18 protein-coding genes are annotated in these 22812 nt (G+C 72.4%); 15 read left to right on the plus strand and 3 right to left on the minus strand.

What is annotated here, in order from left to right; all coding sequences use genetic code 11:
• Nucleotides 1–61: 61 nt before the first annotated feature.
• The 4 genes from argH (at nt 62) to ACIRQ7_RS23780 (ending at nt 6099) form a co-directional block, all read left to right on the plus strand.
• Complete coding sequence (gene argH, locus ACIRQ7_RS23765; RefSeq protein ID WP_404264802.1) at nt 62–1510, plus strand: argininosuccinate lyase; 1449 nt, start codon at nt 62–64, stop codon at nt 1508–1510.
• Between the two features lie 174 nt (nt 1511–1684).
• Entirely contained in the window at nt 1685–2236 is a 552-nt protein-coding gene (locus tag ACIRQ7_RS23770; RefSeq protein ID WP_401474862.1) for a TetR/AcrR family transcriptional regulator, read from the plus strand.
• Nucleotides 2233–3855: an MFS transporter gene (locus tag ACIRQ7_RS23775; RefSeq protein WP_404264803.1), complete on the plus strand. Its 1623-nt coding sequence runs from the start codon at nt 2233–2235 to the stop codon at nt 3853–3855. The genes ACIRQ7_RS23770 and ACIRQ7_RS23775 overlap by 4 nt, the downstream gene beginning before the upstream one ends.
• A gap of 273 nt (nt 3856–4128) precedes the next feature.
• On the plus strand, nt 4129–6099 hold the full coding sequence (locus ACIRQ7_RS23780) for a bifunctional metallophosphatase/5'-nucleotidase (RefSeq protein ID WP_404264804.1): 1971 nt from the start codon (nt 4129–4131) through the stop codon (nt 6097–6099).
• A gap of 75 nt (nt 6100–6174) precedes the next feature.
• On the opposite strand, the gene ACIRQ7_RS23785 is transcribed toward ACIRQ7_RS23780, so the two are convergent.
• Entirely contained in the window at nt 6175–6843 is a 669-nt protein-coding gene (locus ACIRQ7_RS23785; RefSeq protein ID WP_404264957.1) for a lysophospholipid acyltransferase family protein, read from the minus strand.
• A gap of 294 nt (nt 6844–7137) precedes the next feature.
• Here ACIRQ7_RS23785 and ACIRQ7_RS23790 point away from each other — a divergent pair, with 294 nt between their 5' ends.
• Both ACIRQ7_RS23790 and ACIRQ7_RS23795 read left to right on the plus strand, forming a co-directional pair.
• A complete protein-coding gene (locus tag ACIRQ7_RS23790) occupies nt 7138–8286 on the plus strand; it encodes a glycerophosphodiester phosphodiesterase (protein WP_404264805.1) in 1149 nt (382 codons plus the stop codon).
• A gap of 195 nt (nt 8287–8481) precedes the next feature.
• Nucleotides 8482–8982: a GNAT family N-acetyltransferase gene (locus tag ACIRQ7_RS23795; protein WP_404264806.1), complete on the plus strand. Its 501-nt coding sequence runs from the start codon at nt 8482–8484 to the stop codon at nt 8980–8982.
• 98 nt (nt 8983–9080) lie between these two features.
• Here the strand turns inward: ACIRQ7_RS23795 and ACIRQ7_RS23800 are convergent, their stop codons facing one another.
• The gene (locus tag ACIRQ7_RS23800) at nt 9081–9527 is read right to left on the minus strand and encodes a hypothetical protein (protein ID WP_404264807.1); all 447 of its coding nucleotides are present in this window, start codon (nt 9525–9527) and stop codon (nt 9081–9083) included.
• Nucleotides 9520–9888 (minus strand): hypothetical protein, encoded by a 369-nt coding sequence (locus ACIRQ7_RS23805; RefSeq protein WP_401474880.1) that lies wholly within the window; start codon nt 9886–9888, stop codon nt 9520–9522. The genes ACIRQ7_RS23800 and ACIRQ7_RS23805 overlap by 8 nt, the downstream gene beginning before the upstream one ends.
• Nucleotides 9889–10005: 117 nt before the next feature.
• Between ACIRQ7_RS23805 and ACIRQ7_RS23810 the strand changes: the two genes are divergently transcribed.
• The 9 genes from ACIRQ7_RS23810 (at nt 10006) to ACIRQ7_RS23850 (ending at nt 22792) form a co-directional block, all read left to right on the plus strand.
• Nucleotides 10006–10653, plus strand: a complete 648-nt coding sequence (locus tag ACIRQ7_RS23810) for an HAD-IA family hydrolase (RefSeq protein WP_404264808.1) — start codon at nt 10006–10008, stop codon at nt 10651–10653.
• A 402-nt stretch (nt 10654–11055) separates the two neighbouring features.
• Nucleotides 11056–12135 (plus strand): methionine ABC transporter ATP-binding protein, encoded by a 1080-nt coding sequence (locus ACIRQ7_RS23815; RefSeq protein ID WP_404264809.1) that lies wholly within the window; start codon nt 11056–11058, stop codon nt 12133–12135.
• Nucleotides 12132–12872, plus strand: coding sequence for a methionine ABC transporter permease (locus tag ACIRQ7_RS23820; RefSeq protein WP_401474889.1), 741 nt, complete (start codon nt 12132–12134; stop codon nt 12870–12872). Before ACIRQ7_RS23815 ends, ACIRQ7_RS23820 begins: the two co-directional genes overlap by 4 nt.
• An 87-nt stretch (nt 12873–12959) precedes the next feature.
• Nucleotides 12960–13817: a MetQ/NlpA family ABC transporter substrate-binding protein gene (locus tag ACIRQ7_RS23825; protein WP_404264810.1), complete on the plus strand. Its 858-nt coding sequence runs from the start codon at nt 12960–12962 to the stop codon at nt 13815–13817.
• 234 nt (nt 13818–14051) lie between these two features.
• On the plus strand, nt 14052–14687 hold the full coding sequence (locus ACIRQ7_RS23830; RefSeq protein ID WP_404264811.1) for a GNAT family N-acetyltransferase: 636 nt from the start codon (nt 14052–14054) through the stop codon (nt 14685–14687).
• Between the two features lie 177 nt (nt 14688–14864).
• Nucleotides 14865–16085: a precorrin-6y C5,15-methyltransferase (decarboxylating) subunit CbiE gene (cbiE, locus tag ACIRQ7_RS23835; protein ID WP_404264812.1), complete on the plus strand. Its 1221-nt coding sequence runs from the start codon at nt 14865–14867 to the stop codon at nt 16083–16085.
• Nucleotides 16086–16321: 236 nt separating this feature from the next.
• The gene (gene cobT / locus ACIRQ7_RS23840; RefSeq protein ID WP_404264813.1) at nt 16322–20500 is read left to right on the plus strand and encodes a nicotinate-nucleotide--dimethylbenzimidazole phosphoribosyltransferase; all 4179 of its coding nucleotides are present in this window, start codon (nt 16322–16324) and stop codon (nt 20498–20500) included.
• A gap of 184 nt (nt 20501–20684) precedes the next feature.
• Nucleotides 20685–21920 carry a uroporphyrinogen-III C-methyltransferase gene (gene cobA, locus ACIRQ7_RS23845; RefSeq protein WP_404264814.1) on the plus strand — a complete coding sequence of 412 codons (1236 nt, stop codon included), beginning with the start codon at nt 20685–20687 and terminating at the stop codon, nt 21918–21920.
• A 53-nt stretch (nt 21921–21973) separates the two neighbouring features.
• On the plus strand, nt 21974–22792 hold the full coding sequence (locus ACIRQ7_RS23850; protein WP_401474906.1) for a TrmH family RNA methyltransferase: 819 nt from the start codon (nt 21974–21976) through the stop codon (nt 22790–22792).
• Nucleotides 22793–22812 lie beyond the last annotated feature (20 nt).

A 22812-nucleotide genomic window follows, 5' to 3' on the forward strand; every position in this document is an offset into this window, starting at 1 on the left:
GTGGCATACGGGGTCTGCGGTTCCCCCAGAAGACGCAGTCACAGCCTTTGAGGAGCAAGCAGTGAGCAACGGCGCCGATGCGACCGACAAGAGTGCCGGCGATGTCCGGCTCTGGGGCGGCCGTTTCGCCGACGGGCCGGCCGAGGCGCTGGCCCAGCTGTCGGCATCCGTCCACTTCGACTGGCGGCTCGCGCCGTACGACATCGCCGGCTCCCGGGCGCACGCCCGTGTGCTGCACAAGGCCGGCCTGCTGACGGCCGACGAGCTGGAGCGGATGCTGGACGGCCTGGACCGGCTCGAAGCCGATGTGGCCGACGGTTCGTTCACCGGCACCGTCGCCGACGAGGACGTGCACTCCGCCCTGGAGCGCGGGCTGCTGGAGCGCCTCGGCCCGGACCTCGGTGGCAAGCTGCGGGCCGGCCGGTCCCGGAACGACCAGGTCGCCACGCTCTTCCGGATGTACCTGCGCGACCACGCCCGGATCATCGGCGGTCTGATCGCCGACCTCCAGGAGGCGCTGGTCGGCCTCGCCGAGGCGCACCCGGACGTCGCGATGCCGGGCCGTACCCACCTCCAGCACGCCCAGCCGGTGCTCTTCGCCCACCACGTGCTGGCCCATGTGCAGCCCCTGGCGCGGGACGCGGAGCGGCTGCGGCAGTGGGACGAGCGCACCGCCGTCTCGCCCTACGGCTCGGGCGCGCTGGCCGGCTCCTCGCTGGGCCTCGACCCGGAGGCGGTCGCCGCCGACCTCGGCTTCGAGCACGGCAGCGTGGGCAACTCCATCGACGGCACGGCCTCCCGTGACTTCGTCGCGGAGTTCGCCTTCATCACCGCGATGATCGGCATCAACCTCTCCCGGATCGCCGAGGAAATCATCATCTGGAACACGAAGGAGTTCTCCTTCGTGACCCTCCACGACGCCTTCTCCACCGGCTCGTCGATCATGCCGCAGAAGAAGAACCCGGACATCGCGGAGCTGGCGCGCGGCAAGTCGGGCCGCCTGATCGGCAATCTGACGGGTCTGATGGCGACGCTGAAGGCTCTTCCGCTCGCCTACAACCGCGACCTCCAGGAGGACAAGGAGCCGGTCTTCGACTCCTGTGACCAACTGGAGGTGCTGCTCCCGGCGTTCACCGGCATGATGGCCACGCTGACCGTCCACCGCGAGCGCATGGAGGAGCTGGCCCCGGCCGGCTTCTCGCTGGCCACCGACATCGCGGAGTGGCTGGTCAAGCAGGGTGTGCCGTTCCGGGTGGCGCACGAGGTCGCGGGGGAGTGCGTCAAGGAGTGCGAGGCGCACGGCATCGAGCTGGAGCAGCTCACCGATGAGCAGTTCGCCAAGATCTCCCCGCACCTGACCCCCGAGGTCCGCACGGTGCTCAATGTCCCCGGCGCGCTCGCCTCGCGCAGTGGCCGTGGCGGTACGGCGCCCTCGGCGGTCGCCGTCCAGCTCGCCGAGGTGCGGGCCGACCTGGTGACACAGCAGGAGTGGGCCGCGGCGAAGAAGTAGCACCGGCCGCAGCGGCAGCACGGCGGCGGTCCCCACCCGGGAGGGTGGGGACCGCCGCCGTCGTGCGTGCGGGGCCGCGTCCGGTTCGGGCGCGTCGTTCGGAGCAGCGGGCGCCGGAATTCGGCGGGACCTGTGAGTGAGACAGCGATGTCTCATTAGGATAGTCTCTGTCTCATGGCCGTGGATCGGGAACAGGTACTCAAAGAGGCCGCCGCGCTGCTCACCCGCCGGGCGACGACGTCCATGGACGAGATCGCACGGGCCGCCGGCATCAGCCGCGCGACCCTGCACCGTCACTTCGCGGGACGGGACGCCCTCATACGCGCCCTGGAGGACCTGGGGATCGACCGGTTCGCCCAGGCGCTGGACGCCGCCCGGCTCGACGAGGGGAGCGCCGACGAGGCGCTGCGCCGGCTGATCGACGAGGCCGAACCGGTCGCCGGCGTCCTCGCCTTCCTCTTCACCGAGAACCAGCTCTTCGAAAGCGGCGAGATCAACGCCGGCTGGGCGCGGCTGGACGCCCGGATCAACGGCCTCTTCCGGCGCGGCCAGGAAGAAGGCGCCTTCCGTATCGAGCTGAGCGCCGCCTGGCTCACCGAAGCGTTCTACGGCCTCATCGGCGCCGGCGCCTGGGCCGTGCACGAAGGGCGCGTGGCCCGCAACGACCTCAACCACTCGATCGCCGAGCTGCTGCTCGGCGGCATCCGACGGAGCATGGAGAAATGAGCGAGACCACCGCGTCCGGACCGACCGGTTCGGCCCACCTGGACGACCAGCCCCGGCCGGGCCGCTGGCTCGCGCTCGCCGTCCTCGTCCTGGCCGTCCTGCTGGTCGGCGTCGACGCCACGGTCCTCGGCCTCGCCACGCCTTACCTCAGCGAGGATCTGCGCCCCTCCGGCACCCAGCTGCTGTGGATCGGCGACATCTACTCCTTCGTCATCGCCGGCCTGCTGGTCTCCATGGGCAGCCTCGGCGACCGGATCGGCCGCAAGAAGCTGCTGCTGATCGGCTCCACCGCCTTCGGCGCGACCTCGGTGCTGTGCGCCTACGCCGCCACCCCGGAGATGATGATCGCCGCCCGCGCCCTGCTCGGCGTGGCCGGCGCGACCCTGATGCCGTCCACCCTCGCGCTGATCCGCAACCTCTTCCACGACCCCAGGGAACGCAGCCTGGCCGTCGGCATCTGGGGCGCGATGGCCTCGGCGGGCATGGCCGTGGGACCGGTCCTCGGCGGCTTTCTGCTCGGCCACTTCTGGTGGGGCTCGGTCTTTCTCATCAACCTGCCCGTCATGGCACTGCTGGTGGTCGTCGGCGCCAAGGTGATCCCCGAGTCCCGCAACCCCGACCCCGGCCCCTGGGACATCCCCAGTGTCGGACTGGCCCTCGTCGGCATCGTCGGCGTCGTCTACGCCATCAAGGAAGCCGCCGTGCACGGCTACCGCTGGGACATCCTGCTGGCCGGCATCATCGGCCTGCTGGCGCTGTTCGTCTTCGTCCGCCGCCAGCACACCCTGGAATCGCCGCTGCTGAACATGAAGCTCTTCCAGCACCGCGGCTTCTCCGGGGCCGTACTTGCCGACCTGCTGACGATCCTGGGCCTGTCGGGGCTGGTCTTCTTCCTCTCCCAGTTCCTCCAGATGGTGCAGCTGCGCACCCCGCTGAACGCCGGACTCATCGAACTCCCGGCCGCGGTCGGCGCGGTGGGCGCCGGTCTGGCCGCCGGATACGTCGCCCGGCGGCTGTCCGTACGCATCGTGGTGGCCGGTGGCCTCGCCGTGGTCGGGCTGGCGCTCGCCGGCTGCGTCACGCTGCACGCCGACACCGGCACCTTCGCGCTGGGCTCGATCCTCTTCGTCGTCGGTATCGGCGCCGGTTTCGCATTCACCGTCACCGCCGACGTGATCCTCTCCAGCGTGCCCAAGGAGGAGGCGGGCGCCGCCTCCGCGGTCTCCGAGACGGCCTACGAGCTCGGCGCCGCCCTCGGCATCGCGCTGCTCGGCTCCATCGTCACCGGCATCTACCGCGGCTTTCCGACGCCCCGCGGCGTGCCCGCCGGCGCCGCCTCCGCGGCCCGCGAATCGCTCGGTGGCGCCTTCGAGACCTCCCAGCAACTCCCCGAGGGCCAGGGCGCGGCCCTGATGAAGGCCGCCCAGGACTCGTTCGTCGACGGACTGGACACCGCCGCAGCGGTGGGCGCCGTGGTCCTGCTGGGCGCGGCGGTCGCCGCGTGGTTCCTGCTCCGCGGCCAGGAACTCGCGAACAGCCCGGCGGCGCCGGAGCCCGTGGCGGAGGACGCCGCCACCGAAGGCGGCCCGTCCGCCGGCGCCCCCGCGAAGCGCCCGTAGGCCGAGCGGCCGCCCGCCGGCGGCGCGGACGGCCTTGCCGGGTACCCCGTTGAGGCGCACCACACGGGCGAACGAGGGACAGTGGCCCGCCGCTGCGCCGGCACGGGCGTGTCCGGTGGATCGGAGCGTCCCGCACCGCCATGATCCACAGGACCCCGGGGGCGCCTGTCCCTCACCGTTCCCGCCCGGTACGCGTCCCGGTGACCGGCCGTCCCGCGCGGCTCACCTGACTCTCCTGACGCCCAACGGTCGGCGGCTCAGGAGAGTGACACAGTGCGCGACATCGGACGACGGTCCTTCTTCACCGCGGCGGGGGCGCTGGCCACCTCCGCCGCCATCGGCAGCAACGCCTACGCCACCGGGCACGCCCGCGACGCGGCCACCGCCGACGAATACGTCGATGTGCAGCTGCTCAACATCACCGACCTGCACGGCTACCTGCAGGCTGCCCCGGGCGCCAACTCCGTCATCACCGGAGCGGGCGGCACGAGCTACACCGTGGGCGGCGTCGCTTACCTGGCGGCCCATCTGGAGCGGCTGCGGGACGGCCACGCCAACTCGCTCTTCTTCGCCCCCGGAGACCTCTTCTCCGGCTGGGAGTTCGACGCCTCGGCCTTCGCCGACGAACCCACCATCGAGGCGCTCAACGCCATGCGCCTGGACTTCGCCTCCGCCGGCAACCACGAATTCGACAAGTCGGCGACCTTCCTGACCTCCCACATGGAGCGGGGCGCCACCTTCCCCGTCATCGGCCGCGACGACGCCTTCACGGACTCCGCCGGCCGCCGCTTCCGCGGCGCGGACTTCCCCTACTACAGCGCCAACATGGTCTGGAACGAGTCCGGCAGTACGGTCCTGCCGCCGTACAACATCGCGTACGTGGACGCCGGCAACGGCCGTCGGCTGCCGGTCGGTTTCATCCACCTGACCGCCATCGGCACCGAGTCCTTCCCCGGCTCCTATCAGCCGGGCCTGCGCACCCTGGACGATCTGGAGACCGCCAACCGCTGCGCCGCCGAACTCAGGTCGAAGGGCGTCAACGCGATCGTGCTCAGCATGCACGACGGGGCGGTCGCCGGCAGCGATTTCTCCAGCGGCAGCAACCCCCAGGGGCCCGCCTACGAACTGGCCCTGCGCGCCTCCCCGGACATCGACGTCATCGTCACCGGCCACTGGCACAACGCCTTCACCATGATGCTGCCGGATCCCACCGGCTCCCCCCGCCCCTTCGTCGAGGCGGGCTGCTACGGCCAGCTCATCAACGAGATCAATCTGCGCCTCGACCCCGACACCGGGGCGGTGGTCCGGCCCCTGACCACGGCCGTCAACCATCCCAACACCCGTGATGTGGCGCCCCATCCGGAGCTGAAGTCGATCACCGACTACTGGGCGGGCCACGCCACCCGCCGCGCCCGCATTCCGCTCGCCACCCAGTCCGCCTCCTTCACCCGGCGGCGCAACGCGGCCGGCGAGAGCACCATGGGCGACCTGGTGGCGGACTGGGCGCTGTGGGCGGGCGGACAACCGCACGGACCGATGGACGACCCAGGGGGCGCCGCCAACACCGCGGCGGAGCTCGCCGTGATCGCGGTCGCCCCGCGCGTGGGGCAGGCCGTCATCGCCGGCGATCTGGTCCTCGACGCGGAGTCGGGCGGCACCGTCACCTTCGGACAGGCCTGGAACGCCGTCGGATTCGGCGACCCGATCATGACCGTCACCGTCACCGGTGCCCAGATCCGCCAGGCCCTGGAGGAGCAGTGGGCGCCGATCGCCGGCGGCGGCCTGGGCTTCGCCCCGCTGGCCGTCTCCGCGAACGTCCGCTACACCTTCGACGCGGCCGGGCCGGTCGGACGCCGGATCGCCCCGGCCGACGTCCTCATCAACGGCACGGCGCTGGACCCGGCCCGTACCTACCGCCTCGCCGCCCCCTCCTACACCCTCATCAACCAGGACGGGTTCAGCGCCTTCACGGGCTTCACCGCACCCGTCCGGCACACCCGCGACTTCGAGAGCTTCGTCGAATTCGTCCGCGGCAAGCAGCAGCTGGCGCCCGCACCGCTGAACCGGGTGGCGGTCAGGAACGCCGATGTGCCCGGCGCCCGGATCGGCACCGTCGCCGAACGCCCGCGGCTGCGCGCGCCCGACGGCAGCGCGGTACCGCGGCCGGAGGCGGCGCTGCGTACGGCCTCCACCCGCGGGCCGGAGGGCCAGCGTGCCCCAGGCGGCTTCCGGGTCCCCTGCTGAACCGGCGCGGCTGACGGGAGCACGCAACGGGCCCCATCCGGAAAGCGGATGGGGCCCGTCGGGGCGTGCGGGGTGTCAGGCCGCCCTGGCCTTGGTGGCGTAGATGTCGACGTACTCCTGGCCGGACAGCTCCATGACGTCGCTCATCACCTCGTCGGTGACGGCCCGCAGGACGTAGCGGTCGCGGTCCATCCCGTCATAGCGGGAGAAGTCCAGCGCCTCGCCGAAGCGCACGGTCACCGGCGCGACGCGCGGGAGGCCCTTGCCGCCGGGCTGCACCTTGTCCGTGCCGACCATCGCGAACGGGACGACCGGCGCACCGGTCATCAGCGCGAGCCGGGCGATGCCCGTACGGCCGCGGTAGAGGCGGCCGTCGGGGGAGCGGGTGCCCTCGGGGTAGATGCCGAAGACGCTGCCCTCCTCCAGGACGCGGCGGCCGGTCATCAGCGCCGCCACACCGCCACGGCCGCCGTCGCGGTCGACCGGGATCATGCCGGAGCTGGTGAAGAACCAGGCCATCAGGCGGCCCTTGAGGCCCTTGCCGGTGACGTACTCGTCCTTGCCGATGAAGAACACCGGGCGCTTGACGACCAGGCCGAGGAACAGCGAGTCGATGAAGGTGACGTGGTTGCCGGCCAGGATCACCGGCCCGCTCGCCGGAATGCGCTCCATGCCCTCGATCTTCGGGCGGTACAGGACACGCATGACGAATCCGAGAATCGCCTTCAGCAGGATGCGGGACAACGGGCCCTCCGGGTCGTGGCTGGTCAACGTCAGGGAAGCGCAAGGCTCTGCAGCTCAGGACGATACTCGCGGGTCACCCCGGCTCGCACGTCGGGTTTACGGGGCCGATACGCACTGTTGACGCGTGTTACCTCCATGTTCCCTCCGAAGTTGTCCCGCGTCTCCCCGGCCACGCCCGTTCGTGCTTACGATCACCCCGTCCGTTGTCAGGTGCGGGACACCGCAAAAACCCGGGAAATGCCCGGAATTCGGCACCGGTCATCACCCGGACATCACAGAGCGAGGAGCGCGGGCATGCAGAAGCGGCAGCAGCCGGGACGGCGGGCGGTACTGGGCGCCGCGGCACTCGGCGCGGGAGCGGCGGTACTGGGCGGAGCGAGCCAGGCGGGTGCCGCCGGGCGTGGCGCGGCGGGCGGACACGACGGCCACGAGCTGCCGGTGCCGCTGATCGTCGGCCACCGCGGCGCCAGCGGATACCGCCCCGAGCACACCTTCGGCTCCTACCAACTGGCCCTCGACATGGGCGCCGACGTCATCGAGCAGGACCTCGTCCCCACCAAGGACGGGCATCTGGTCTGCCGTCACGAGAACGACATCACCGCAACCACCGACGTCTCCGCGCACCCCGAGTTCGCCGACCGCAAGACCACCAAGTCCGTCGACGGCGTCAAGCTCACCGGCTGGTTCACCGAGGACTTCACGCTCGCCGAGATCAAGACGCTGCGCGCCAAGGAGCGCATTCCGGGCACCCGGCAGCACAACACCCTCTACGACGGGGTGTGGGAGGTGCCGACCTTCGAGGAGGTCCTCCAGTGGGCCGAGCGCGAGGGCCGCAAGCGGGGCCGCCGCGTCTGGCTGCACATCGAGACCAAGCACCCCACCTACTTCCGCAAGCTGGGCCTGGGCCTGGAGGAGCGTCTCGCCAAGGCGCTGCGCGCGCACGGCCGGCACCGCAAGAACTCCCCGAACTTCCTGCAGTCCTTCGAGCCCAGCAGCATCCAGCGGCTCGACCGGCTGGTCGACTGCCCCAAGGTCGTGCTGCTCTCCACGCTCGCGACCCGGCCGTGGGACTTCGTCGAGGCCGGTGACCCCCGCACGGTCGCCGACCTGGTCCGGCCCGAGGGCCTGAAGTGGATCGCGGGCTTCGCCCAGGGCATCGGCCCGGACCTGACCGTGATCATCCCGCGCGACAAGGACGGCAAGCTCGGCGAGCCCACCGCCGTCGTCAAGGACGCGCACGCCGCCGGTCTGGTGCTGCACCCGTACACGGTCCGCAACGAGAACACCTTCCTGCCGGCCGACTACCGCCGCGGCACCGACCCGAACGCGTACGGCGATGCCCTCGGCGTCTTCCGGGCCTACCTCGGCACCGGTATCGACGGCCTGTTCTCCGACAATCCCGACACCGCGTTGCTCGTCGCCGCGGAGTTCCGCAAGCACTGACCGGCGCGTCCGGGCGTCCCGGACCGGCCCCGCCCTCCTGCGCATACTCATCTGAGTTGGGAATGTCACAGAAGAGCTGGGGGTCGGTCCGTTCCGTTACCTCCCGCGCCCGCGCAGAATGCTCGCGGTGAGATTGCCGCTGCCGGAATCCGGGGACCCCGGAAGCAGCGAACCGAAAAGGGGAGGCATACGCGCATGGGCACCAGCGTGACCATCTCTGCGGCGACCGCACAGGACGCCGAGCAGATCCTCAAACTCCAATACCTCTGCTATCAGCCGGAGGCCGCGCTGTACGACGACTACGGCATCGAGCCGCTCACCCAGAGCCTGGACGCCCTGCGTGACGAACTGGGTGAGGGCTGCGTCGTCGTCGCCCGGCTCGGCGCCGAGGTGGTCGGGTCCGTGCGCGGCACGGTCGACGCGGACGGGACGGGGCAGATCGCCAAGCTCATCGTCCACCCCCGGCTGCAGCGGCACGGCCTGGGCGGCCGGCTGCTCGCCGCCGTCGAGGAGCGGCTGACGACCGAGCGCTCCGCCGTCCGCTACCGCCTCTTCGCCGGCCACCGCAGCGAGAGCGATCTGCGTCTGTACCGCAGCCACGGCTACGCGCCGGTGGGCACCGAGCAGCGCACCCGCAGGCTGAGCCTGGTGACGCTGGAGAAGGAAGCGGCGGTCCGCGCAGCGGCCACCGCGTAGGGAACGCCGGAGGGGCCCGCCGCGATCGGCGGGCCCCTCCTTCTCTTCCGGTCCTGCTCTTTCTCTCCCTGCTCTTCCCGCCCCCTGCCGGGTACGGCTCAGGCCGTACGGGCCCGGCGCAGCCAGATCAGCCCGGTGACGGGCAGGATGACCGGGATGAAGAGGTAGCCCATCCCGTAGTCCGACCAGACGGTGGCGTCGGGGAAGGCCGAGGCATCGAGCAGCGTCCAGGTGCCGATGCCCAGCACCCCGAGCAGCTCCAGCGCACAGCAGCCGAGCGCCGCCTTGCGGGCCCCTTCACCGCCGCGTACCAGCGAGAGGGTGATGAAGCCGTAGACGACCGCGGAGACGGCCGACAGGCCGTAGGCCAGCGGGGCCCGGTCGAACTGCGCGATCAGCTGGTAGAGCGAGCGGGAGGCCGCCGCGACGGTGAAGACGCCGTAGAGCGTGACCAGCAGCCGGCCGGGGCCGGTGCCCAGCGAACGCCTCTCCACCGCCTTGGGCACATCGCCGTCCGCCGCCGTGGTCGCCGTGGTCTCAGGCACTGCCGCCTCCCCAGATGTCGAACAGCCGCACTTCCAGTACGGCCAGCACCACGGCGCCCGCCGCGACGGTGGCCGAGCCCCAGCGGGTGCGCTCGGTCAGCGACATGAAGCCGGTCGCCGGGACGCACGCCGCCGCCCCGAGCAGATACGCCACAAAGATCGCGGTGCCCTGGTCGGGCGACTCGCCCCGCGCCAACTGCACGACCGCTATGACCAGTTGGACGATGCCGAGCAGCGACACCAGGGCCATGCCGATGAAGTGCCAGTCCTTCGTCGGCTGGTCGCGGTACGCGGCGAAGCCGCACCAGGCGGCCAGGGCGAGAGCGGTCACGGCGACCGTGATCGTCAGCGCGTCGATCACCGGGACCTCCGCGCGGCGCGGCGGGACGCCGTGGGGTTGTGGGGCATGCAGCGATGCTAATCGGCGCCGCCGAGGCGGCTGCGTCCGGCCCCACCACGCCACGTACGCTCGGGAAACATGAAGATCTCCGCTGATGCACTCCTTTTCGACAATGACGGCACACTCCTCTCCTCCATGGAGTCCGTGTACCGCTGCTGGACCCGGTGGGCGAAGGAGTTCGGCATCACCGAGGAGGACTTCGCGCGGGTCGAGCTGCACGGTCGTCCGGCGGTCGAGATAGCCGCCGATCTGCTGCCCGCCGACCGCGTGCCCGAGGCGCTCGCGCGTATCGAGCAGCTGGAGGTCGAGGACGTCGCGGGCGGTGTGGTGCTGCTGCCCGGCACCCGCGCGCTGCTGGAGAGCCTGCCCGCCGACCGGTGGGCGGTGGTCACCTCGGCCACCCGGCGGCTGGCCGAGGCCCGGCTGGAGGAGGTCGGGCTGCGCCCCAAGCACCTGATCGCCGCCGATGACATCAGCCGCGGCAAGCCGGACCCGGAGCCGTTCCTGCTCGGCGCCGCCCGGCTCGGCATCGACCCGGCCCGCTGTGTGGTCTTCGAGGACGCGCCCGCGGGGCTGGCGGCGGGCCGCGCGGCCGGCATGACCACCGTGGCGTTGACCACAACGCACCGTGCCGACGAGCTGTCGGCGGATGTCGTCGTCGCGGATCTGTCCGCGGTATCCGCGCAGGCCACGGACAACGGGGTGGAGATCACCACGGCCGGCTGACCCGCCGCGCCGCACTGTCCACGGGTCGGTCAGGTGCGTCCGCTATGCGGACGGGCTTGATCGGCCCGTATACCGGTCTGGTTTACTGACCGACATGACCACGACGAGCAGCCGCACCCCTGCGACCGAGGCGATCACGACGCCCGGTGCTCGTTGCATGTGTCGAATGTGTGACCGCTGAGGGCCCCCGCCTGAGCCTCGCGCCCCGAAGCGAGACCCGCTGCCCCGTGCCGCACCCGTCACCGACGTCCCTGTCCCCGACGGACCGGCCGCCCCGCGTCACCGGAACCCGAAGCCGGGCCCCACGCCCGCCGCCTGATCGGTTCCCCCATGCCGCACTCGCAAGAATGCCCCGTGCCCGGCGGGTGAGCCGCCGGGCACTCGACAGTGACGGAATTCCCTGTGATCACCACAACGGGCCTGACCAAGGTCTACCGCTCAGGAGACCGCGAAGTCACCGCCCTGGACGGCGTCGATCTGCACGTCCGCGAGGGCGAGGTGTACGGCGTCATCGGCCAGAGCGGCGCCGGTAAATCCACCCTCATCCGCTGCCTCAACCTCCTGGAGCGCCCCACCTCCGGCACGGTCACCGTCGCCGGCCAGGACCTCACGGCGCTCGCCGGCAACCAGAAACGCGCCAACGCGGAACTGCGTGCCGCCCGCGGCCACATCGGCATGGTCTTCCAGCACTTCAACCTGCTGTCCTCGCGCACCGTCCAGGGCAACGTGGAACTGCCGCTGGAGATCCTCAAGGTCGACCGCCGCGAACGGTCCCGCAAGGCCCTGGAACTGCTGGACCTGGTCGGCCTCGCCGACAAGGCCAAGGCGTACCCCGCCCAGCTGTCCGGCGGCCAGAAGCAGCGCGTCGGCATCGCCCGCGCCCTGGCCGGCGACCCCAAGGTGCTGCTCTCCGACGAGGCCACCAGCGCCCTGGACCCGGAGACCACCCGCTCCATCCTCCAGCTGCTGCGCGACCTCAACCGCCAGCTCGGCCTGACCATCGTGCTCATCACGCACGAGATGGACGTCGTCAAGACGATCTGCGACTCGGCCGCGCTGATGAAGAACGGCCGCGTCATCGAGCAGGGCACCGTCGCCGATCTGCTGGCCACCCCCGGCTCCGAGCTGGCACGGGAGCTGTTCCCGGTCGGCGGCGAGCCCTCCGGCGAGGACCGCACGGTCGTCGACATCACCTTCCACGGCGCGGCCGCCACCCGCCCGGTGATCTCCGAACTGTCGCGTACGTACAACGTCGACATCTCCATCCTCGGCGCCGCCATGGACACCGTCGGCGGCAACCAGGTCGGCCGGATGCGGATCGAACTGCCCGGCCGCTTCGAGGAGAACGTCGTCCCCATCGGCTTCCTGCGCGAGCAGGGACTTCAGGTGGATGTCGCGGACATCCCGGACCCCGCCGCCGCCTCCCAGGGCGGCGACACCGCCGAACCTGCGCCCACGATCCAGAAGGAAGGTGCCAAGTGAGCTGGAACGATATGCAGCCGCTGCTGTACGACAACACGCTCGACACCCTCTTCATGGTGTGGTGGTCGACGTTCTACGCCGTACTCATCGGCATACCGGTCGGCGTGCTGCTGCACCTGACCGACCGCGGCGCGATGCTGCAGAACGTCGTGGTGAGCAAGGTCCTCGGCGCGGTCGTGAACATCGGGCGGTCCTTCCCGTTCCTGATCCTGATCGTCGTGCTGATCCCCTTCACCCGGGTCGTCGTCGGCGTCTCCATCGGCCCGACCGGCGCGGTCGTGCCGCTCGCCATCGCCGCCATCCCGTTCTTCGCCCGCCTGGTGGAATCCTCGCTGCGTGAGGTCGACAAGGGCCTCGTCGAGGCAGCCCAGGCCATGGGCGGCGGCACCTGGACCACCGTCTTCAAGGTGCTGCTCCCGCAGGCCCTGCCCGCGCTGGTCGCGGCCGTCACCACCACCGTCATCACGCTGATCGGCTACTCGGCCATCGCCGGCGCGGTCGGCGGCGGCGGCCTCGGCAACCTCGCCTACACCTACGGCTACCAGCAGTACGAGACCTCCCTGATGATCACCACCGTCGTGGAGCTGATCGTCCTGGTCACCCTCGTCCAGCTGATCGGCGACCTCGTCGTACGCCGGCTGGCCGGCCGGGGCACCCGCGCCTCGCTGCGCGTCGGCCTGCGCCGTACGCGCGGCGCCACCGAGGAGCCCGCGGTGGCCGCCGGCGAAGCCGCCTAGGCACCCGCACCACCGTCCCGCCGTCCCACGAGCCCGGACCCTTTGCCGGGCGCAGACCCCCGTGTGAACAAGAAAGAGGCACTCTTCGTGCGCAACACCGTCAAGATCTCCGTGGCCGTCGCCGCCGCTTCCGCCGTCGCCCTCGGCGCGAGCGCCTGCAGCGCCCCCTCCGACACCACCGCCAGCAGCGACAAGAGCGACAAGAATGCCCCGCTCGTCATCGCCGCGAGCCCCACCCCGCACGGCACCATCCTCGACTTCGTCAAGAACAAGCTGGCGGACAAGGCCGGGCTCAAGCTCGTCGTGAAGCCGTTCAACGACTACAAGATCCCCAACAAGGTCACCGACGACGGCCAGGTGGACGCCAACTTCTTCCAGCACAAGCCGTTCCTGGACACCTTCAACAAGGAGAACGGCACGCACATCGTGCCGGTCGTGAACGTGCTCATCGAGCCGCTCGGCGTCTACTCCAAGAAGATCGACAAGCTCTCCGAGCTCAAGGCCGGCAGCACCGTCTCGGTCCCGAACGACCCGTCCAACGAGGGCCGCGCCCTCAAGCTGCTCGCCGACAACGGCGTGATCACCCTCAAGCCCGGCGTCGGCTCGGACGCCAAGCTGACGGACGTCAAGGACGACAAGGGCATCAAGATCACGGAGCTGGAGGCCGCGCAGACCGCCCCGCGCATCGACGACGTCGACGCCGCGATCATCAACGGCAACTTCGCCATCGGCGCCCACCTCAAGCCCTCCACCGACGCCCTGGCCCTGGAGAAGGCGAAGGACAACCCCTACGCCAACTTCCTGGCGGTCAAGAAGGGCAACGAGGACGACCCGCGGATCAAGAAGCTCGCCAAGCTCCTGAACTCCCCCGAGGTCAAGAAGTTCCTCCAGGACAAGTACAAGGACGGTTCCGTCATCCCCGCCTTCGGCCCCGCCAAGAGCTGACGACACCTCCTCGTGCGCAGGCCGCCCCCGGGCGGCCCGTCAGCACGGACGACGAGTGGGCCCCGGACCCGCGCACCGCGCGGCCGGGGCCCACGCGCGTGCACCCGCGCAGGCGGATGCTGCATGCTGGTGCACTCAAGACGGTCGGTACGGCCCGTGATTCCACGATTCCACGGAGACATCGGGCCCGTGACGTCCCCGGAGCAACACGGTCAACGGCGTGGGAGCAGCAGCATGACATCCACCTTTCCGGACATCTCCATCAGCACGGACCGGTTGGTGCTGCGCCCGTTGGACGAGGACGACATCCCGGGCCTCGCCGAGATGATGAACGATGAGCTGGTCGCAGCCTGGACCGCGATACCCCAGCCCTACACCGAGGCCGGCGCCCGCACCTGGGTCACCGAGTACGCGCCCACCGAACGCACCGCGGGACGCGGTATCGACTTCGCCGTCACCGAATTCCTCACCCAGCGCCTGGTCGGCGTCGTCCAGCTGGGCAACACCGACTGGCGGGTGCGCTCCACCGAGATCTCCTACATCGTCGCCTCCTGGGCACGCGGCGAGGGATACGCCTCGGAGGCCGCCCTCGCCACCGCCCAGTGGGTCTTCCAGGACCAGAAGTTCGAGCGCCTGGAGCTGCGCACCGCCGCCGGCAACACCGCCTCCCAGCAGGTGGCCCAGAAGATCGGCTGCATCAGCGAGGGCGTGCTGCGCAACGCCTTCATAGCCCGCTCCCGCACCGAGGACGGCGGCTGGACGGACATCCGCACCGACCTCATCGTCTGGAGCCTGCTGCCCGAGGACCTCGACGCGTTCCCCGGCCGGATGGCCGACGCGAACGGATTCCAGTACCCGGAGTGGAACTGAACCGCCCTACGCCCGGTACGGACCGCCCGAGGTAGTCTCGGCCTGCGCGCACCTCCACCACCGGCGCGACCGGCACCCACGCACCACCACCGGCCGCCGCCGCAGCACGGCGCCGCAGCCGCCGCCGAGATGCCGCGCCCGCCCGCGTACCCCCGCAGCACCAGGAGACTGACGAGCATGGCCGACCGGGTCACGGTGATCGGATGGGACGGCTCCCCGCTGACCGCCGCCGCCCGCTCCGCCCTCGGCGCCGCGACGCTCGTGGCCGGAGCGGCCCACCACCTCGCCCTTCCCGAAGTCCCGCCGAAAGCCGAACGGATCCGGCTCGGCAGCGTGACCCTGGCCGCCCGCCGCATCGCCCAGCACCGCGGCACCGCCGTCGTCCTCGCCGACGGCGACCCCGGCTTCTTCGGCGTCGTCCGCACCCTGCGCGCCCCCGAGCACGGCCTGGAGGTCGAGGTCGTACCGGCCGTCTCCTCCGTCGCCACCGCCTTCGCGCGCGCCGGCATGCCCTGGGACGACGCCCAGATCGTCGTCGCCCACAGCCGCGATCTGCGCCGCGCGGTGAACGTCTGCCGCGCCCACGCCAAGGTGGCCGTCCTCACCTCGCCCGGCGCGGGCCCCGCCGAACTCGCCCTGCTGCTGGGCGGCGTCCACCGCACCTTCGTCATCTGCGAGGACCTGGGCACCGCCCGGGAACGGGTGACTGTCCTCACATCCGACAAGGTCGCCGACCACGTCTGGCGCGATCCCAACGTCGTCATCGTCATCGGCGGTTCACCGGCCGGCGCCGCCGCGCAGGGCACCGGCTGGATCGCCGCGCACGAGGTCGGCCATCCGGCCGGGCCGCGCGGCTGGGGGCTTCCGGCCCGCGCGTACGGCGGGGTGCTCGGCGAGGGCGAGTCGGTCCAGCTGCGCACCGCCCAACTCGCCCGCCTCGGGCCGCAGGTGGGCGATCTGGTCTGGGACATCGGCTGCGGAAACGGCGCCGCCGCCGTGGAGGCCGCCCGCTTCGGCGCCGCCGTCATCGCGGTGGACGCCGACCCCGATGCCTGCGCGCACACCGCGGCCGTCGCCCGTCGGCACGGCGTCCAACTCCAGGTCGTCCACGGCCGGGCGCCGCACATTCTCGAAGACCTCCCGGAACCGGACGTGGTGCGGGTCGGCGCCGGGGGAGCGGCGGTCGTCACCGCCTGCGCCGACCGCCGTCCCGAACGGATCGTCACCCATGCCGCGACCCGCGACGAGGCCGAGTCGGTCGGCCGGGCGCTGGCCGACGGCGGATACGAAGTCGAGTGCGCACTGCTGCAGTCCGTCGACCTGGACACATCGGTCTGGGTCGAACGCGAGCGCTCCGTGGTCTTTCTGCTGAGCGGGTATCGCGTTCCTCACCCGTGACCGGTGCGGCAACCCTTGGGAGGTAGGCTGGCAGATCGTTGCGCCGCCGTTCCGCGTTCGGCCTCGTACGCCAATATCCGGAAAATGCCGTGGTTTTGGCCGAAAATGAAGCTGTAGAGGGCGGACGTGCCGCGAGGCGTGCTCGCTCGTTCTAGCTATCGGGGCGTCGGCGCGCCCCGGTCGAGCGCGTCGCACGAGCGGTTGGAAGGAGCACTACCAATGGGCGAGGGGTACGCATGACCGACACCGGCCAGGTCCCGGGCGAGGGACAGCCGGAGAACGCAGGCGGACATCCCGGGCAGCCGCAGCCGGCGGCCGCTCCCTCCCCTGCCGACGCCGGACCTCCGTACGCTCCGGGCACGGTCACCCCTCCGGAGACCTACCCCTACCTCGACCCGGCCGACCCCGCCGGTGAGGACGACGACCTGCTGCTGATGCCGGGTGCCCAGGGCGCGTGGAGCGAGCCGCAGGCGCAACAGCCGCTCCCGCAGCCGCACGACGGCCCTCAGGGCGCGGCCCCGCAGGCCCCGCAGCCCGACCCGCAGCCCACTCCCGCCGCCGGGCTCGAGCCGATGCCCGCGCAGGCCGGTGACCACGAGAGCGGCGGCCGGGATTCCGGTTCCGTCGACCTGGGCGCCGTCCGCATCCCGCAGCCCGTGGCACCGCAGCAGCAGGAGAGGACGCCGGCGGCCGCCCAGTCCACGCCCGCGCGCCGCCCGCTGCACATGGGCCCGCCCGTCCCGGAGGCGACCGGCGGCGTGGTCCGCTCGCTCGCCGACCGCGGTCCCGCCGGCGCGCCGGCGCAGGCCGCCGCACGGCACGCCGGCCCGCCCCCCGCCGGCTCCGAATACCCCGATACCCCCGCCGATCCGCCGACGGGCCCGGAGCAGCCGGCCGCCGCCCAGGCGCCCGCCTCCGCGCAGCCCGCCCCCGGAGAGCCGGCCGCCGGGGCGCCCGCGCGGGAAACGGCGTACGCCGAGCAGCCTCCCGCCGCGCCGTCCTATGCCGACCGGCCCTACGACGGCCAGCTGTATGCCGAGCAGTCGTACGGCGCCACCGGCCAGGGCCGGCTGCCCGGACCCCAGCTCGGCGAGATCCCCACCCAGATGCCGCCGTGGGGCGAGGCCTCCGCACAGGCGGTCGCGGCCCCTGCCGCGGACGGTGCGGCATCGGCCAGTCCTGCCGCGCAGGCCCCCGCCGCGCCGGTCGCCGAGGCGGCTCAGGAGACTCCGCAGCCGGTCATCGAGCAGCCGCAGGCCCAGCCGATGCCGCAGCCGGCCGACGACCTCCCGGAAGGCGCGGCTGCCGAGAGCCCGGCCGAGGCGCCGGCGGACGTTCCGGCGGAGGGGCCGGCCGTCCCTCCTGTGGCCCCTGCCGTCTCCGCGCCGGAGGCCGCTGTATCGGAGGCCCAGGTTCCGGAAGCCTCCGCGCCCGACGCCCCCTCAGCCGACGCCCCCGTCGCGCCGCAGCCGCCCGAGGCGCTCGCCGAGGCCCCGCAGCAGTCAGCGGATCAGCCGGTGGAGCCGGTGGTGGATCAGGCGGCGGATGCCGCGCCGAGCGCCCCGCTGGAGCAGCTCCCGGCCGTCGTCGCCGAGGCGCCGGACGAGAGCGAGCCCGCCGAGGACCCGGCCGCCGCGGAACAGCACACCCCGGCGGAGCAGGCGCCCGAGGGTCAGGACCAGGGACAGGACCAGCAGTTCGTCGACCCGGTCGCCGAGCCCGTCGCCCCCGTCGAGCCGGCCGAGCCCGTTCAGGCCGTCCCCGCCGAGGAGGCGGAGGCCCGTGCCGATGTCGTCGCGTCCGACGCGGCGACGGAGATCACGGAGCAGCCCGCGGCAGCGCAGGCGGAAGCTGACGCACCGTCGCTGTCCCCGTCGCCGGCCGACGGTGACGAGGCGGGTCAGGACGCTCAGAACACCCAGGACGCCCAGGACGTCCAGGTTCCGGAGGGTACGCCCCGCGAACAGGCCGTCATAGAGCAGCCCGAGGCGCAGCAGCCCGACGTGAGCGCGGCGCCGGAGGCACCCGAGGTGGCACCCGAGACGGCGCCCGAGGCACCGGCCGGGCAGCAGCCCGCCGCCTCCGGCTCCACCGACCCCGGCGCGAGCCCCGACGTCCAGGCAGACCCGGCCCTTCCGGTCGACGCGTCCGACGGGGCGGACACCCCGACCGTCCCCGCCGAGGCGCCTGCCGAAGCGACCGCCGAGGCAGGGCCCGCAGCCGAGGCCGAACAGCCGGCCGCAGCCGAGCAGCCGGCCGCAGCCGAGCAGCCCGCCCCGGCCGAGCAGCCCGACCCGCAGTCCGCGGCGATCCTCATCCCCGCCCAGCCGACCGGCGAACACCTCCCCGGCGAGGCTCCCGAAGCCCCCGACGTCACCGACGCCGACGTCCCGCCCCAGCAGGACGGCGCGGAGCTCGTCCAGCTCGGTGAGGGCCAGGACGCCGCGGACGACGAAGGCACCCCGGCCGCCGCCGCGGGGCCCGAGGGTCTTGAGGGCGCCGACGCAGCAGAGGGCCCCGCAGGCGCCCCCGGCGACATTCCCGCCGACGGCGCCGCGCCCGCCGACTTCACCTCCGACGAGGCCGGCGTTCCCGTCCACGCCGTGCTCCCCACCCAGCCCCAGCACCAGGACGGCCTGTTCGTGGACGACCTCACGCATCCCAGTGGTGTCCCGATCCCGGCCCCGGCCGCCGGGTACGACGATTCCGAACGTGCCGCGGTGCACCGCGTGATGCGCGAGCGCCGCGACATCCGCAACGGCTTCCGCAGCGACCCGATCCCCAACGACGTGCTGCTGCGCGTCCTGGAGGCGGCCCACACCGCGCCCAGCGTCGGCCACTCCCAGCCCTGGGACTTCGTCGTGATCCGCTCCGACGAGACCCGCGAGCGGATGCACCAGCTCGCGACGGAGCAGCGCGACGCGTACGCCAAGTCGCTGCCCAAGGCCCGTGCCAAGCAGTTCCGCGAGCTGAAGATCGAGGCGATCCTCGAAACGCCGGTGAACATCGTCGTCACCGCCGACTCGACGCGCGGCGGCCGGCACACCCTCGGCCGGCACACCCAGCCGCAGATGGCCCCGTACTCCTCCGCGCTCGCCGTGGAGAACCTCTGGCTCGCCGCCCGCGCCGAGGGCCTCGGTGTCGGCTGGGTCAGCTTCTTCGACGAGCGGGAGATGGTCCGCGAACTGGGCCTGCCCGACCACCTGGAGGTCGTCGCCTACCTCTGCGTCGGCTACGTCGACGAGTTCCCCGAAGAGCCCGAGCTGCTGCAGGCCGGCTGGTCCAAGCGCCGTCCGCTGTCCTGGGTCGTCCATGAGGAGACGTACGGACGCCGCGCGCTTCCCGGCGAGGACCCGCACGACCTCCTCCAGGAGACCCTGCAGGGCATCCGGCCGCTGGATGCGAAGGCGCTCGGCGAGGCCTGGGAGCGGCAGAAGCGGATGACGAAGCCGGCCGGGGCGCTGGGCATGCTGGAGATCATCTCCGCGCAGCTGAGCGGTCTGTCCCGCAAGTGCCCGCCGCCGATCCCGGAGCCCGCCGCCGTGGCGATCTTCGCGGGCGACCACGGTGTGCACGCCCAGGGCGTCACCCCGTGGCCCCAGGAGGTCACCGGCCAGATGGTGGCCAACTTCCTCGGCGGCGGCGCGGTGTGCAACGCCTTCGCCAACCAGGTCGGGGCCGAGGTCTGCGTCGTGGACGTCGGCGTGGCCTGCGAACTCCCCGCCACCCCGGGGCTGCTGCCGCGCAAGGTGCGGCCCGGCACCGCCGACTTCACGGTCGGCCCCGCGATGAGCCACGAGGACGTCCTCAAGGCCATCGAGGTCGGCATCGAGACGGCCCGTGACCTCGTCGCGGCAGGCAACAAGGCGCTGCTGACCGGCGAGATGGGCATCGCCAACACCACGACATCCGCCGCGCTGATCGCCGTCTACACCGGCGTCGACCCGGTCGAGGTCACCGGCCGCGGCACCGGCATCAACGACGAGACGCACGCCCGCAAGGTCGATGTCGTCCGCCGCGGCCTGGAGCTCCACCAGCCCGACCCGGCCGACCCCATCGGCGTGCTCGCCGCGGTCGGCGGCCTCGAACACGCCGCCCTCGTCGGCCTGATCCTCGGCGGCGCCTCGCTGCGTACGCCGGTGATCCTCGACGGCGTCAGCGCCGGTGCCGCCGCCCTGGTGGCCCGCGCCATCGCCCCCGAGGCGCTGGCGGCGTGCATCGCGGGCCACCGCAGCGCGGAGCCCGGCCATGTCGCGGCCCTCACCAAGCTCGGCCTGCGCCCGCTCGTCGACCTCGACCTGCGCCTGGGCGAGGGCACCGGCGCGCTGCTGGCGCTCCCGGTCGTGCAGAGCGCGGCCCGCGCCATGCACGAGGTCGCCACCTTCGACTCCGCCGGAGTGACGGAGAAGAACTGACCGGGTCCGCCGGGCCGGCCCCGGCCCCCGCATGACCCCCGGCCCGCAGCCCCATAGGCTGTGGGCCGGGGCTGCGTGCCGCACCTGCTGTTCCCGGGCCCCTACCATCCCTCACCAGCCGCTTCAGAGCCGCAGCGGCTGCCGCTGGTCGAACCGCATCACCCGCACAAGGAGCCGTACCGCTATGGCTGAGCACGCCGCCGAACACGCTGCCTACCCCGTCGGACTGCGGCTGTCCGGCCGTCGCGTGGTCGTCCTCGGAGGCGGCCAGGTCGCCCAGCGCCGGCTCCCCTCGCTGGTCGCCGCCGGCGCGGACGTCCTGCTGATCTCCCCGTCGGCCACCCCCTCCGTCGAGGCGATGGCCGACACCGGTGAGGTCCGCTGGGAGCGCCGGGGCTACCGCCCCGGTGACCTCGACGGCGCCTGGTATGCCCTGATCTCCACCGACGATCCCGTGGCCAACGCCGCGGCGTCCCAGGAGGCCGAGGACCGCCGGGTGTGGTGCGTACGCTCCGACGACGCCGAGGCGGCCACCGCCTGGACCCCGGCCACCGGCCGCAGCGAGGGCGTCACCGTCGCGGTGCTCACCGGCCGCGACCCGCGCCGCTCCGCCGCCGTACGCGACGCGATCGTCGAGGGCCTGCGCGACGGCAGCCTCGCCGCCCCGCACCGCCGCACCCGCACCCCGGGCGTGGCCCTGGTGGGCGGCGGCCCCGGGGACCCGGACCTGATCACCGTGCGCGGGCGTCGGCTGCTCGCCGAGGCGGACGTCGTCATCGCCGACCGGCTCGGCCCGCGTGATCTGCTCGCCGAACTCCCGCCGCATGTCGAGGTCATCGACGCCGCGAAGATCCCCTACGGCCGGTTCATGGCCCAGGAGGCCATCAACAACGCGCTGATCGAGCACGCCAAGGCCGGCAAGGCCGTGGTCCGCCTCAAGGGCGGCGACCCGTTCGTCTTCGGCCGCGGCATGGAGGAGGCCCAGGCGCTCGCCGAGGTCGGCATCCCCTGCACGGTCGTCCCCGGCATCTCCAGCACCATCTCGGTGCCCGGTGCCGCCGGCATCCCCGTCACCCACCGCGGGGTCGCCCACGAGTTCACCGTCGTCAGCGGCCATGTCGCCCCCGACGACGAGCGCTCGCTCGTCGACTGGCCGGCCCTCGCCGGGCTCCGCGGCACCCTCGTCGTCCTGATGGGCGTGGAGAACAGCGGCGCCATCGCCGCCAAGCTCATCGAGCACGGCCGGGCCGCCGACACCCCCGCGGCCGTCATCCAGGAGGGCACCACCGCTGCCCAGCGCCGCGTCGACGCCACCCTCGCGACCCTCGGCGAGACCGTACGGGCCGAAGGCGTACGCCCTCCGGCGGTCATCGTCATCGGCGACGTCGTCTCCGTGACCGCCGACCGTACCCACAAGTAACCGATCCCGTACGCGGCATTGGCACCTCGACACCGACAAGGCACTATCTCCCCGTGGCAGAAATCATCACCGTCGATGACCCGGACGACCCGCGGCTGCGCGACTACACCGGCCTCACCGACGTCGAGCTGCGGCGCCGGCGCGAGCCCGCCGAAGGGCTCTTCATCGCCGAGGGCGAGAAGGTCATCCGGCGCGCCGGGCACGCCGGGTACGCCATGCGCTCCATGCTGCTCTCGGCCAAGTGGGTCGACGTGATGCGCGATGTCATCGACGAGGTCCCGGCCCCGGTCTACGCCGTCAGCCCGGACCTCGCCGAGCGGGTGACCGGCTACCACGTCCACCGCGGCGCACTCGCCTCCATGCAGCGCAAACCGCTGCCCGCGGCCACCGACCTGCTCGGCACGGCCCGCCGCATCGTCGTCATGGAAGCCGTCAACGACCACACCAACATCGGGGCGATCTTCCGCAGTGCCGCGGCTCTCGGCATGGACGCGGTGCTGCTCTCCCCGGACTGCGCCGACCCGCTGTACCGCCGCTCGGTGAAGGTCTCCATGGGCGCGGTGTTCTCGGTGCCCTACGCCCGCTTGGAGAGCTGGCCGCGGGACCTGGCGGCCGTACGCGAAGCGGGCTTCAAACTGCTCGCGCTGACCCCGGCGGAGAAGGCCACCGCCATCGACGAAGCCGCCCCGCACACCCTGGAGCGCGCCGCGCTGATGCTGGGGGCCGAGGGCGACGGGCTGACGACGGGCGCGCTGCGCGCCGCCGATGAATGGGTCCGTATCCCGATGGCGCACGGCGTGGACTCGCTCAACGTCGGAGCGGCCGCCGCCGTCGCCTTCTACGCCGTCGCGACGGGCCGCCCCGGGGCCTGAACTCCGTCCGTCCGCCCGGC

The sequence above is a fragment of the Streptomyces sp. NPDC101393 genome (assembly GCF_044767385.1).
In the GTDB taxonomy this organism is placed as follows: domain Bacteria; phylum Actinomycetota; class Actinomycetes; order Streptomycetales; family Streptomycetaceae; genus Streptomyces.